This is a genomic window from Brevibacillus sp. HD3.3A, assembly GCF_013284375.2.
In the GTDB taxonomy this organism is placed as follows: Bacteria; Bacillota; Bacilli; order Brevibacillales; family Brevibacillaceae; genus Brevibacillus; species Brevibacillus parabrevis.
The window spans coordinates 2,343,057-2,355,274 of record NZ_CP085874.1; the positions used below are offsets into that span (position 1 = coordinate 2,343,057).

At 53.3% G+C, this 12,218-nt stretch carries 18 protein-coding genes; 10 read left to right on the plus strand and 8 right to left on the minus strand.

Annotated elements, in window-relative coordinates:
- The first annotated feature begins 41 nt into the window (after positions 1 to 41).
- Positions 42 to 650 (plus strand): DUF502 domain-containing protein, encoded by a 609-nt coding sequence (locus HP435_RS11485; protein ID WP_122965754.1) that lies wholly within the window; start codon positions 42 to 44, stop codon positions 648 to 650.
- Positions 651 to 774: 124 nt separating this feature from the next.
- Here the strand turns inward: HP435_RS11485 and HP435_RS11490 are convergent, their stop codons facing one another.
- Positions 775 to 1,023, minus strand: coding sequence for a hypothetical protein (locus HP435_RS11490; RefSeq protein WP_173595653.1), 249 nt, complete (start codon positions 1,021 to 1,023; stop codon positions 775 to 777).
- 163 nt (positions 1,024 to 1,186) lie between these two features.
- On the minus strand, positions 1,187 to 1,630 hold the full coding sequence (locus tag HP435_RS11495) for a DUF2621 domain-containing protein (RefSeq protein ID WP_122965756.1): 444 nt from the start codon (positions 1,628 to 1,630) through the stop codon (positions 1,187 to 1,189).
- A gap of 174 nt (positions 1,631 to 1,804) precedes the next feature.
- On the opposite strand from HP435_RS11495, the gene HP435_RS11500 reads away from it, so the two are divergent.
- The 3 genes from HP435_RS11500 (at position 1,805) to HP435_RS11510 (ending at position 3,813) form a co-directional block, all read left to right on the plus strand.
- Positions 1,805 to 2,179 (plus strand): ATPase, encoded by a 375-nt coding sequence (locus tag HP435_RS11500; RefSeq protein ID WP_122965757.1) that lies wholly within the window; start codon positions 1,805 to 1,807, stop codon positions 2,177 to 2,179.
- A gap of 98 nt (positions 2,180 to 2,277) precedes the next feature.
- Positions 2,278 to 3,240 (plus strand): tetratricopeptide repeat protein, encoded by a 963-nt coding sequence (locus HP435_RS11505; protein ID WP_122965758.1) that lies wholly within the window; start codon positions 2,278 to 2,280, stop codon positions 3,238 to 3,240.
- A gap of 183 nt (positions 3,241 to 3,423) precedes the next feature.
- Positions 3,424 to 3,813 carry a VOC family protein gene (locus HP435_RS11510; RefSeq protein WP_122965759.1) on the plus strand — a complete coding sequence of 130 codons (390 nt, stop codon included), beginning with the start codon at positions 3,424 to 3,426 and terminating at the stop codon, positions 3,811 to 3,813.
- 27 nt (positions 3,814 to 3,840) lie between these two features.
- Here HP435_RS11510 and HP435_RS11515 read toward each other — a convergent pair whose 3' ends face one another.
- The 4 genes from HP435_RS11515 to HP435_RS11530 all read right to left on the minus strand — a co-directional run bounded on the left by HP435_RS11515 (position 3,841) and on the right by HP435_RS11530 (position 7,060).
- On the minus strand, positions 3,841 to 4,338 hold the full coding sequence (locus HP435_RS11515) for an 8-oxo-dGTP diphosphatase (RefSeq protein WP_122965760.1): 498 nt from the start codon (positions 4,336 to 4,338) through the stop codon (positions 3,841 to 3,843).
- A gap of 132 nt (positions 4,339 to 4,470) precedes the next feature.
- Positions 4,471 to 5,277, minus strand: a complete 807-nt coding sequence (locus tag HP435_RS11520; RefSeq protein WP_122965761.1) for an ABC transporter permease — start codon at positions 5,275 to 5,277, stop codon at positions 4,471 to 4,473.
- On the minus strand, positions 5,258 to 6,061 hold the full coding sequence (locus HP435_RS11525; protein ID WP_122965762.1) for an ABC transporter ATP-binding protein: 804 nt from the start codon (positions 6,059 to 6,061) through the stop codon (positions 5,258 to 5,260). The genes HP435_RS11520 and HP435_RS11525 overlap by 20 nt, the downstream gene beginning before the upstream one ends.
- Positions 6,062 to 6,067: 6 nt before the next feature.
- Positions 6,068 to 7,060 carry an ABC transporter substrate-binding protein gene (locus tag HP435_RS11530; RefSeq protein ID WP_122965763.1) on the minus strand — a complete coding sequence of 331 codons (993 nt, stop codon included), beginning with the start codon at positions 7,058 to 7,060 and terminating at the stop codon, positions 6,068 to 6,070.
- A gap of 130 nt (positions 7,061 to 7,190) precedes the next feature.
- Here HP435_RS11530 and rnz point away from each other — a divergent pair, with 130 nt between their 5' ends.
- The 3 genes from rnz (at position 7,191) to HP435_RS11545 (ending at position 9,123) form a co-directional block, all read left to right on the plus strand.
- Entirely contained in the window at positions 7,191 to 8,168 is a 978-nt protein-coding gene (rnz, locus tag HP435_RS11535) for a ribonuclease Z (protein WP_173595725.1), read from the plus strand.
- A gap of 121 nt (positions 8,169 to 8,289) precedes the next feature.
- The gene (locus HP435_RS11540; protein WP_217364905.1) at positions 8,290 to 8,901 is read left to right on the plus strand and encodes a YczE/YyaS/YitT family protein; all 612 of its coding nucleotides are present in this window, start codon (positions 8,290 to 8,292) and stop codon (positions 8,899 to 8,901) included.
- A gap of 132 nt (positions 8,902 to 9,033) precedes the next feature.
- Complete coding sequence (locus HP435_RS11545; RefSeq protein ID WP_122965765.1) at positions 9,034 to 9,123, plus strand: YjcZ family sporulation protein; 90 nt, start codon at positions 9,034 to 9,036, stop codon at positions 9,121 to 9,123.
- A gap of 84 nt (positions 9,124 to 9,207) precedes the next feature.
- Here the strand turns inward: HP435_RS11545 and HP435_RS11550 are convergent, their stop codons facing one another.
- Complete coding sequence (locus HP435_RS11550) at positions 9,208 to 9,447, minus strand: stage VI sporulation protein F (protein WP_063230750.1); 240 nt, start codon at positions 9,445 to 9,447, stop codon at positions 9,208 to 9,210.
- Between the two features lie 192 nt (positions 9,448 to 9,639).
- On the opposite strand from HP435_RS11550, the gene HP435_RS11555 reads away from it, so the two are divergent.
- Positions 9,640 to 10,593 (plus strand): S8 family peptidase, encoded by a 954-nt coding sequence (locus HP435_RS11555; protein WP_173595727.1) that lies wholly within the window; start codon positions 9,640 to 9,642, stop codon positions 10,591 to 10,593.
- Between the two features lie 108 nt (positions 10,594 to 10,701).
- On the opposite strand, the gene HP435_RS11560 is transcribed toward HP435_RS11555, so the two are convergent.
- Positions 10,702 to 11,016, minus strand: a complete 315-nt coding sequence (locus tag HP435_RS11560; protein WP_063230752.1) for a hypothetical protein — start codon at positions 11,014 to 11,016, stop codon at positions 10,702 to 10,704.
- 83 nt (positions 11,017 to 11,099) lie between these two features.
- Between HP435_RS11560 and HP435_RS11565 the strand changes: the two genes are divergently transcribed.
- Positions 11,100 to 11,564 carry a YaiI/YqxD family protein gene (locus HP435_RS11565; protein WP_122965767.1) on the plus strand — a complete coding sequence of 155 codons (465 nt, stop codon included), beginning with the start codon at positions 11,100 to 11,102 and terminating at the stop codon, positions 11,562 to 11,564.
- Positions 11,551 to 12,216, plus strand: a complete 666-nt coding sequence (locus HP435_RS11570) for a phosphatase PAP2 family protein (protein WP_173599182.1) — start codon at positions 11,551 to 11,553, stop codon at positions 12,214 to 12,216. Before HP435_RS11565 ends, HP435_RS11570 begins: the two co-directional genes overlap by 14 nt.
- Positions 12,217 to 12,218 lie beyond the last annotated feature (2 nt).

Below are 12,218 nucleotides of genomic sequence, written 5' to 3' on the forward strand. Positions count from 1 at the left end.
TACAATATTTCTAAAAAGTGTTGGCAGAGAGGGGCAACAGAATGAAGCGTGTTATCCGCTACTTTTTGGAAGGATTGCTGTACGTCATCCCACTGGCTGTGACGATCTATATTTTGTACTACATTTTTGCGACGGTCGACAGCTGGTTTTACAACCTGGCCCGCAACAATTTCCCTCTGCACTTCCCGGGCATAGGCGTGCTGATCACGATTGTGGGGATTACGGTTGTCGGATTTCTCGCGTCGAATGTGCTGACTCGCGGGGTGCTGTCCATCGTGGACAGACTGTTTGAAAAAGTGCCATTCATCAAGCTGATCTACACCTCGATCAAAGATTTGATCGGCGCCTTTGTCGGGGATAAAAAAAGCTTCGACAAACCTGTCTTGGTCACATTGTCCAAAGACACTGGGGCGAAAGTCATCGGCTTCATCACAAAAGAAAGCATGGATACATACGGGCTTGCCGATCACGTCGCCGTCTACCTTCCGCAGTCGTACAACTTTGCTGGCAATCTGCTGCTTTTTCCAAGCGAGCAAGTACAGCCGCTGGACATGGACAGCGCGGACGTCATGGCTTTTCTCGTGTCCGGTGGAGTATCGGGAAAGAAGACGGCTGCCAAGGCGGAAAACGAAGCAGCCGGGCAGGGATGAGGCAGTTTTTCAGCCAAGCATGCGCCGCCTCTATCCAAACAAGCATCCGCAGACGCTATGCAGAACGTACAAAGGGCAGCCAGACTTTAGACAAGTCGGGCTGCCCTGATTTTTGGCGAGAGGATCAACTGCTGAAAAAACCGCTGTGGCTGGAGTGTTTGCGACGACGATAGTAGTGATGTCCGTACGACTTGTGACCGAACTTCCACAACGGCCCGCGATGTCGGTAATCGCTGCTGCTGTACTTGCGATAGCCGTGTCCGCCCATTTTCCAGATGAATTTGGCCCCTTTTTTCAGCAGGACGACCACAATAATGATCGCGGCGAGAAACAGCACGAAACCGATCGCCAAAATGGTAAGTATGACTGACATCAACATCGTCTCCTTTTGTCCAACCTGGTTTTCGCGAAAAGTGCGGTAAGCAAGCTTCACGCGTTTTCGCGGGCCGATTATCCGTATAAGTTATGTTACGGACGGGAAGACAAGAAGTTTCAAGCGAAGAGAACGAGCCTTCGGGCATGAGCGTGCAAGCTGTTTAGCCCTCCGCGTTCAAATATTTTTCGTACGGCGTGTAGTCAATCTGCTTGGATTGCAAATGGGCGATGAGCCATTTGTGGTCGCGTTTGGGGGTAGCCACGATATAGCCTTTGACGATCAGGTCGGTGGTGATTACAGTCGCCTTCTCTTCAAGGGCGATCTGCCCGATTTTGGCTGCGATCGAACGTCTGGCTACATCACGGAACAACTGCGGAACCGGGTCGACCAGTTCGTTGAGAAGCACCAGGCCGTCTTCCGTCCACATTGCGCGCGTTTTGTCGATGTAATAGTCCTGCCAGTCGAGATCGGACTTGCCGTCCTTTTTGGGCATGGACTTGAGGAACTTGCGAAACATGAAGTAGCCGCCAATCCCCATCAGTCCTACAAGCACAATCGTCCAGCCAACAATGAACAGGGAAAACCCTGTAGACATTTCATTCATTTGCGAACACCTCGTAACCGTAATCCATAAAAAAGCCTGTATAGGTAAAGTGTACCTTATTTTCATGTACGCAACAAACTTTTTGTGCTTTTGCCCATCGCGAGGGTTTTCTCTTCCCAAGTACACATACAATTTAGTATGATTAGAATTAATCTTTATTGGGAGTGGACGCTCATGTTCAAGCTTGGACAACGCGTCGTCATTGTTGCCGACTCCTTCGAGCAAGGTTTGCCGATTGGCGAATACGGGTATTTGATCGCGCGCGACCGCAACCCGGACAGTGCGTTTGCATGGGTCATTCGCATACCCAAAATAGATAAGCACATTCCTGTGGTGGAAGAGGACATCGCCCTGGAAGAACAATTGCTGGAGGAGGAAGCGCAGCGCGTCTCGCAGGAAGCCTTGCTTGATTACGCTTTGGCTACCCGCAACGAGGCTCTCTTCAGGCAACTGATGGGCATGTCGGATGCAGATGAGGCAAATGACGAACCAGCGAAGGAATCAATGGAGGATTTTATCCGTAAAGTAAACCTGAAAGCCTGGATATAACCAATCGCGGTTTTCCTTTTGGGGAAAATCGTTCTTCTTTGCAAGACAGGGCTTGTCCCTTGATACTATTGTGAAGGAAATGAAAGCGAGGCTGTTTCATGTCTGAATTTGTGACGTTTACCAATGAATTTGGCCATACGATCGAGATGTCCAGAGAGGACTATCAGAAAAAAGTGATTCCGCACAATCTGGATATGTATTGGGACCAAAAGGAAAAGCTTCGTGACTTCGCGATGGAGTTGGTGAAGGAGCAATTTCACGAGCAAGCGGCGATTGCGGCGGACAGGCTGCTCGAATTGTACGGGCCGATCGAGTCCGCGCTCATTTTCCGTGCAGTCGTTCACATGCAGGCGAGAGAATTTGAGAGAGCGAAAACGATTTTGAACGATTGCCTGGAACGATTCCCGGCGTCGGGAACGGCTTGTACCAACCTGGCGAAAATTTACGCGTATGAAGGGGAAGAGGACAAAGCGTTCGAAATCCTGAATACCGGACTGCACAAAGATCCGAACCAGGAAAACGGATTGAACATGTACGTGGAAAGCTTTTTGCAAAATGGCAAGCGCGAGGAGCTGAGAACCCGATTGGAAGCGCTCTCCGTCAAGGAGGGAGCGTGGAGACCGCAGCTGCACTTGGCGCGTCTTGCTCTGACCGAGACCGACCTCCTGAACGCGATGAAGTGGTACACGATTGCCATCGAGGGGGCGAAAGACCGCTTTGAAGTGGTCATGACGGTAACGGGCGAGCTGGGCCAGGCAGGCTATGTCTATCAGCTGATCCAGATTTGCGAAAAGTTTTGGACGCCGCAGTTCCCGTATCCGTATGCGGGCTTCAACTACGCCAACGCTTTGCTGGCTACCGACCAAAAGGAGCGGGCGATTGCGATGCTGCGCAACATGCAGGATCATTTGCCGGACAACTACAAGCCGATGGTCGATCATTTCCTCGCACGGGTGCCTGGCGCGTTGGAAGCAGAAGAAGCAGCGAAGCAAAAAGTGGAAGCAGGCAACCACGCTGGCGATCAGACGGAGAAAAAGAGCTGGTGGAAGTTCTGGAAGTAAGATGAGACGCGTACATAACGCCCGGCATGCGATTGGTCGGGCGTTTTTTCTATGCGTATGCGGATAAAAAGGCTATGCCGGACCGGAAAGCGATTAGAATTGTGCTTAGGCTTGAAGCAAGGAAGCGGCTTTCACGTGTTTTCACGATAAAAGACAGGTAACTGGGGCAAAGGAGGCTGGGCGATGCTGCATCATGTCGAGTTGTACGTCACAGATTTGAAGCGGTCCGCGGAATTTTGGGGCTGGCTGTTGGAGCAGCAGCTAGGCTATGAACGCTACCAGCAATGGGCGAGCGGGGTCAGTTGGAAGCATGGCAACACGTATCTGGTGTTCGTGCAGGCGGAGGAGCGGTTTCGCGATGTGCCGTATCACCGCTGTCGCGTCGGATTGAATCATCTCGCTTTTCACGCGCGCAGCCGGGAGCAGGTGGAGTCGATTCGCGAGGAACTGCGGCGGCGAGGCGTGCCGCTGCTCTACGAGGATCGCCATCCACATGCGGGCGGCCCGGAACATTACGCGCTGTTTTGCGAAGACCCGGATCGGATCAAGGTGGAGATCGTAGCGCCGGAGTAAGTAAACAGGCGGCACGTCCCGGACGGCTTACCCGAGCTGCTTGATTTTCTCGGCAATCGGTTCTTGTTTTTCTTCATCCCAGACGATGGAGATTTCAAATGTTCCCGGCTCGAAAAAGAGCGGGAAACGACGACGAAACCACGGTTGCATCGGCACCTGGTCAATCTCGTCGAGCGAAATCCAATGCAGCTCTCCCTCGGGAGGATGTGTCAACAGCTCGCCTTCAAAGCGGGTTGCCAAATAGTTGAAAACGATGTAGCGAAAGCCTGTCGCCGGGACGACATACTCATCCACGCCCTTGAAGGCAAGGTCTGTGACGCGAAGCCCTGTTTCTTCATACACTTCGCGAATGGCCGCTTCCGTCAGGCTCTCGGGAAAATCCACCTTGCCCCCGGGGGCGATGTAGCCGGGGAAGCCTTTGGAACTGGGGCGATTGAGCAAAAGTACCCTGTCGCCGTCGCGGATCATGCACATAGTCATCAACTGATAAGTAAGAGCGGGAGCTTGTACATCTGATGTACCCATAAATGATTTTCCTGCTTTCTGGACTTTTTTGACCATAAGTATAGCACAGCTTTTGCACCGCAAAACGTCTGTCAGTCAAAACACAGCGCGACCATCCCCGGACGATGGTCGCGCTGTGTTGCGAAAAGGCATCTATTTAAACTGGCTGGTGAGCCGCCGTTCCAAAAACGCCACGCCTTGGTACATCAAGGTGGCGACGACCGCGATGATGGCGAGACTCATCATGACCAGGGTAAAATTGAACACTTGGAATCCATAGATGATCAGATAGCCCAAGCCTTGTTGGGAAACGAGAAACTCCCCGACGATGACTCCGACCCAGGAGAGGCCGACGTTTACTTTCAGCGTGGCGAGCAAGGTCGGGAAGGTGGCGGGGAGGATGACCAGGCGGAAAATGTGCCGTTTGTTGCCGCCGAGCGTCTGCACGACTTTGACGTAGTTTTGGTTGACTTCGCGAAAGCCGGAGTAGACGTTGATCGTGGTAATGATGATGGAGATCGCGCAGCCCATGGCGATGACGGACATGAGTCCGGGGCCGAAGCCGACGATGAAAACAGGGCCGAGCGCGACTTTTGGCATGCTGTTGGCGATGACCAGGTACGGATCGAGGACGCGGGAGAGAAAGGGCGACCACCAGATGAGCGTTGCGATCACAGCCCCGAGCAACGTTCCGAGCAAAAAGCCGATAATCGTCTCCCAGACGGTCATGCCGACGTGCGGCAGCAGGCTTCCGTCGAGCAGCTGCGACCAGAATTGCGCCCAAATTTTCGACGGGTAGCTGAAAATAAGCGCATTGATCGTGTTGGTGCGCGCAAGCACTTCCCACAGGGCGAGAAACAGCAGAAACAGCATGCATTGGGTGAAAAACACCCAGTAGCGGTTTTTTGCTTCCTGCTTCAAATAGTGGCGATGGATGCTTTCAATTTCCTTTTGCTGCATCAGATACTACCTCCATCTCCTTCCAGACGCGATGAAACAGGTCCTGGAAGCCATCCTGATTTCTGGCGTCGAAGGGCAGGGAGTCGCGGATGGCGGGCGGGATTGCGATTTCGCTGCTGACGCGGCCAGGGTTGCGCGAAAAGATGTAGATGCGGTCTCCCATGGCGATCGACTCCGACAAATCGTGCGTGACCAGGATGGCGGTTTTTTTGTGTCTGCGCAGCGTCGAGAAGATCAAGTCTTCCAGTTTCAGCTTCGTCTGATAATCAAGTGCGGAAAAAGGTTCGTCTAAAAGCAGCACGTCAGGCTGGCAAGCCAGTGTGCGAACGAGCGCGACACGCTGCCTCATGCCGCCGGACAGCTGCATGGGCGAAGCTTTGCGCACGTCAGACAGCTCCATTTCATCGAGCAGATGCAAGGCGTATTGCTCTGTCTCCCTGGAGCGGATTCCCTGGATGTCCAGGCCGAGAAAGACGTTGTCTTCGATCGAGCGCCAGTTGAACAAGTAATCTTGCTGAAGCATGTAGCCAACTTGGCGGGAAGTTCCGCGAACGGGTGTCCCATCAATGGACACTTTTCCGGCAGTCGGCAATTCCAGTCCCGCCATGAGCGAGAGCAATGTCGTCTTGCCACAACCACTAGGGCCAACCATACAGATGAACTCGCCTTCCTCCACGCGCAGGTTGATGTCCTGGACCGCCATGAACGCCCTGGTTGTGGATAAATAGAGGTGGGTCACGTGGGAAAGTTCAATCTTGGCTGGCGCAGAAGGAGTCTGGTTCATGACGGATTAATTCCCTTCCTTGGATTGTTTGGCGAAGGTGGTGTTGACCAGCTTGCTGTAATCGGCCCGTTGTTTCAGTTCGCCAGCGGCATCCATGATGTCTTGCAGCTGATTCCATTCCGCTTCGTCCAGGATCGGATCGGTGGCGTAAGAGCCTTGCTCCAGATAGCGTTGCACGGCTTTTTCCAGGATGGTCGGATCGATCTGTTCAAAATATTTGCCGATGACCGCAGCCGTCTCCTTGGCGCTGTGGCTTGCAACCCACTGTTGCCCTTTGTAGATCGCATTGGTAAACTTTTGGATAGTTGCCGCATTGCTGTCGATATTGCTTTGCTTCGTCATGTAGACGGTGTAGGGAACGGTGCCGCTTTCCTTGCCGAAGGAGGCGACGACATGCCCGATCCCTTCCTGCTCAAACCGCGACGCTTCCGGTTCGAACAGTTGAACGTACTCGCCTGTGCCTGAAGCGAAAGAAGAAGCGATATTTTTAAATTCGATATTCTGGATCAGCTCCAGGTCGGACTGCGGATTGATTTGATGTTTTTTCAGGACATACTCTCCGACCATTTGCGGCATTCCTCCTTTGCGCTGACCGAGGAAGACGCTGCCTTTCAGCTGGTCAAACGAAAACTGGTCGGTTTTGTTGCGGGCGACGAGGAAGGTGCCGTCCGTCTGGGTCAATTGGGCGAAGTTGACGACGACGTCTGCTGCTCCTTGCTGGGAGACGTAAATACTCGTCTCCGAGCCGACGAGCGCTACGTCGATCCCGCCAGACAAGAGCGCCGACATGACCTTGTCGCCGCCGGGAATAGTGGAAAGCTCCACATCGAGCCCCTCTTCCTTGAAAAAGCCTTTTTCCAGCGCGACGTATTGGGGGGCGTAAAAAAGCGAGCGGGTTACTTCGCCAATTCTTACTTTTTCAGGAGTGCTGGAGCAGCCGGCCAAAACGGCGATCAGAGCCAGACAGGCAGCCAGCCCCAGCGCGAAAAATCGTTTCATTATCAGGAGTACCTCCTTGCTAGGCTGTTGTTTGTTGTAAGGTATGCGCCCAGACAAAAAAGGGTGAATGCCTACAGCTGGTGACAGGCACGCTTGCGGGAAGCTCTGCACAAAGAGAGGGGCAATCATTGTGATTGTGACATTTTTAGGTACGGGATCAGGAGCGCCCACCACGCGCCGCAACGTGAGCGGAATCGGGCTTCGCTTTTTACAGGCAGGAAAATGGTGGCTGTTTGACTGTGGGGAAGGCACGCAGCATCAGCTTTTGCGCTCTCCCATGAAAATCAGTCAGCTGGACAAAATTTTCATCACGCATTTGCATGGCGACCACTTGTACGGCTTGATCGGGTTGCTCGCTTCCCGCTCGCTGCGCAATGGCGAAGCATCGCCGCTCACGCTTTACGGACCGCCGGGGATTGACCGCTATTTTCGGGCGATCATGGATGTAAGTCCGGTGCATTTGCAATATCCGCTGGAGCTGAAAGTGGTCAGCGAAGGCGTCATTTACGAGGATGAGGAAGTCGTCGTTTCGTGCCGGAAAGCGAACCATCGGGTGACGTCTTTTGCCTACAGCGTCCTGGAAAAAGACAAACCGGGAGCTTTTCTCGTCGAGCGAGCGAAAGAGGCGGGAGTTCCGTCCGGGCCGCTCTTCGGAGCCTTGAAGCGCGGCGAGCAGGTGACGCTTGCCGACGGTCGCGTGCTGGATGGCAAAGATTTTGTCGGAGCGCCGCAGCAAGGCCGCAAAATCGTCTTCAGCGGCGACACGGAGCCGTGCCAAAGCGTCGAGGAGCTTGCGGCGAATGCCGATTTGCTCGTGCACGAAGCCACGTATGCCGATCACGACAAGGAGCTGGCGGTGCGCAGCGGACACTCCACGGCGAAAGAAGCGGCTGAGCTGGCGAAGCGTGCAGGTGTAAAAGCGCTTTGCCTGACCCATTTCAGTCCGCGCTACGAGGATGAGGACGGCGACTTCTCCATGGATGATCTGTTAAAAGAGGCGCAGGCGATCTTTCCCATGACGACGCTCGCCGAAGACTTGGGCAGCGTCGAAGTGAAGCGAGTGCGAAAAACGGTGGGAGAAACCGATCTTCCTTGTTATAATGAATAAATTATGAACGCATGGATGTGAGACTTCACCATTCAGTGAGAGAAAAATGGCAACGGGAGAGGAAAGGTGAACGACGGTGTCCGGTACACGGGTCAGCAAGTCGATTGCCGTGCGCTACGCCATGTTTGTGCTCGGATTGTTCATCGGGGCATTCGGCTGCGTGCTCGCGATCAAGGCGAATCTCGGGGTGGCGCCCTGGGATACGTTTCACATCGGCTTGCAAAAAACATTTGGTTTAACCATTGGCATCTGGTCGCAGATCGTCGGCGTAGTGGTCATTTTGTCGTCCTATCTGGTAGCCAAAATCAAGCCGACCTTTGGCATGTTTCTGAACATGATCTGCTTCGGAAGCTTTCTGGACTTGATTTTATGGCTCAACATCGTGCCGGAGTTCGAGTCATTCTGGCTGCGCTTGCTGGTGTTTTTGCTCGGCGTAGTCGTCATGACCATCGGCATCGGCATGTACTTGTCTCCGCGCCTGGGGGCAGGGCCGCGCGACAGCTTCATGCTTGCCATGAACGAGCGGTTGGGCTGGAGCATTCAAAAGGTTCGGCTGATTATCGAAGTAACGGTGTTGATTGCCGGGGCGGCGCTGGGTGGCCCGGTGTCGATCGGAACGGTGCTCATTGCCGTTTTGACGGGGCCGATGATTCAGCGGACGATTCCTTTTTGGCAGTCGGTTATGAAAAAACAGTATGGCCTGATGGAGCCAATCGAGCGTCGCGCGAGTTGATCTGACGCGGTTTTCCCTCACAGCAGCTACACTCTTATCCTGAAAAATGGGCAATGTCTGGGCGAGCGTCCAATCAAGATTGGCTATTCGCACATACATTATGATTAGTTGCTGACAAAGGAGGGAAAGCGAATGAGTCTGTTCAACGGAGGATTCGACGATTTTGCTTTGATTCTGGTGTTGTTCGTATTGCTGACAATCGTTGCTTGCGCTTGCGACTAACGAGGTAACACACCGACCGCAAAAAGGTTGGCAATAGCAAAAGGGAGAGCGTAACTGCTCTCCCTTTTTGCTGTTCCGCTCGCCTTAGTCGAGCTTTTCATGAACCTGTTTTTTGACACTGGAGATTTGTTTGTCGGACAGTTTGACGCCTACGGCTTTGCTGACTTTTTTAATCAGATCGCCGAGCTTCTTGTCGTCCTTCAAATCTTTTTTCGTGATTCCTTTCGCCAACGACTTGATGTCGCTCATTTTCCATTTTTTCTTGCTTTTCTTGTTGATTTTTTTCAAGAGATCGCCTGTGCCTTTGCCCTTCTTTTTACCCATACAGCACTCTCTCCTCTCAAGATTGGCTTTGAGCCTGCCCTAAGCAGTTATATGGGAGAAGGCATCTGTTTGCTTGGACAGATGGACTGGGGGAATCGCCTATTTTGGCGGGCGGTGTGCAGATGCCCAAGCAGACAGAGGCAGATACGACATAGGATGTGGCAACGCTGTGCATGACAGGAGGCTAGTGGGTTGAAAATCATCAGCTTTCAGCGGGAGACGTCCTTTCACGACATCCTGAGCGATTTGCAGAAAAAAGTGATGACCAAAACAGAGAGACTTCCTTGGCGATGCTTCGATGACTGGGCTTGCCTGTGCATCAAGGACAACATATACGAGCAGCACTGCGAGCATTTTCGCAGGTATCAAGCCATGGTGGAAGAGAATGTGACCGTAAGCGTCCATGCCCAAGCACAAACAGTAACACAAACAGAAACAGAGGGCGAAGACGAAATCCCGTGGGGCGTCCGCTATGTCGGCGCGCAAAAGCTGTGGCGAAAAGGCCGGGGCGAAGGGGTGAAGGTGGCGGTCATTGATACGGGAATCTCCCGCGACCATTTTGACTTGAAGGATCGGATCAAAGGGGGCGTCCATTTTGTGCGCGGCAAGCAAAACGGACATGGGACGCATGTAGCCGGAATCATTGTGGCCGAGATGAACCAGCGCGGAATCGTCGGTGTCTCTCCCGAGGCGCATCTGTACGACGTACGCGCCTTCGACCACGAGGGCAAAGCGTCGCTGTCGACGATTTTGCAGGCATTGCACTGGTCGATTGCCAACAAAATGGACGTGATCAACATGAGCTTCGGCATGCCGCAATACAGCGAGGCGTTGGCGCGAGCTGTGGAAAAGGCGAAAGAGCACGGCATCGTCATGGTAGCCTCGGCGGGAAACAGCGGGGGAGAGGTCGAGTACCCTGCCAAGTACAAAGGCGTTCTCGGAGTGAGCGCAATCGATCAGTCGGGCAGGCTGGCTTCGTTCAGCTCGCGCGGAAGGGGAGCGAATACGAAAGCGCCTGGTGTGGAAATTTTATCGACGTGGCCGGGCAACCAGTTTAAAAAGCTGAACGGCACCTCGATGGCAGCTCCACACGTCTCCGGGCTGATGGCGCTGGAAATCGGCCGCAAGCGGAACAAGGCAAAGTAGATGAAAGACAGCGAAATGGAAAAAAGCTCCATGGCTTTCTTGCAGCCACAGAGCTTTTTTTGTGGGAAAAACGTCTCGAATGTGTTCCTCGCCGTGTTGTTTCGAGGATTATTGATGAATTTTGGTGTCATGATCTTGCTGGACGCGAAACCATATATTAAGATCATTAATGACGCTCGCCAATTCATGAATTTCGCTGTTCAGCTCACAAGAGCGCGCGAAATTTTCCTCCTCGGACATCTGCTTGGTTTTCTCGATGATCACAGCTTCCACCCGGTGAATCCGATCGGGGATGGTTGCGCGAATTTCTTCCCACTCCATCAAAATGTCCGCACGTTCCGTATGTGAATACTCCTCCCATTGCATATCCAATGCAGGAAGGCGAATGCCTAAACGTTCATCGAAAGTAAAGTAATTGCGCAAAGGTAAGTTCACTCCTCTCCAGTTCCATCATACCAAAAATGAGCGGAATCGGGGAGAGAAAAGCGCTTGAAAGGAATGGTTGGATGCAAAAAGGACGCGTCCTGATCGATGCCGATGCTTGTCCGCGCCAGGCGCTGGTGATCGCGCAACAGTTGTGCAAGGAGTTCGGGTGGCAGTGCCTCACGTTTGCCAGCTACAATCATCAGATCGGTTCCGAGCATCACGTGACAGTCGATGCCGGCCCGCAGGCGGTCGACATGAAGCTCGCAAATGAAACCCGCCCGAATGATGTCGTCGTGACGCAAGATATTGGACTGGCGGCTCTGATTCTTGGCAAGCGTGCGCAGCCGCTGACGCCGCATGGCCTGATTTTTGAACCGGAACGGATGGCTTTTCATTTGGAGGAGCGAAACGAGAAAGCCCGCTTTCGTCGCGGGGGAGGAAGAACGCGCGGCCCTGCGGCCCGTACGCGTGAAGATGACCAGCGCTTTTTGACGGCACTGCGTTCATTGCTAGAGAGAGGAGAACAACAGGATGGGAACGAGTAAAGAAAGAGGATTGATTTTTTGCGGCATCGTGTTCGCGGTGCTGGGGGCATGGATGTTTCGCCAATACATAACCGGTCAGGTAGCGGGGATGGATCAGGCAGCCTTTTCGTTGGCAGCCGCTGTTCGCTCTGCTGGCTTGACGAGCTTTTTCCAGTTGCTTACCCAATTTGGCAACGCGACTTTCCTTGCGCCGTTTGGCGTCGTGCTGATCGTCGCCCTTTTCCTCAAAAAACGCAGGCTTGAGTCTGTCGTCATCCTGCTGTCGCTCGGGGTCAGTGAAGTCGTCAACGAGATTTTGAAGCTGATTTTTGCCCGTCCTCGACCAGTTGGCTTCAATCTGATCGATCTGCCGGATTCGTTTTCTTTCCCAAGCGGCCACGCCATGATCGCGCCCGGCTTTTATTTGATGCTCGCCTTGCTGATCGCCCGCTGGTACGAGGAAAAAAGCTGGTCGGCATACGTACAGCCTGTCGTGTTTGTTTTCGTTGTGCTGCTTGCCGCGAGCCGCGTGTACTTGGGCGTGCACTTTTTGAGCGATGTGCTGACCGGGTTTTGCCTGTCGATGTGCTGGTATTTCTGCGTTCGCTGGGGTTATGAAAAAAGGCTGGGGAGACGAGATGTCGTCGTCGGCCCCATACCGCAATCGCGCTAGTT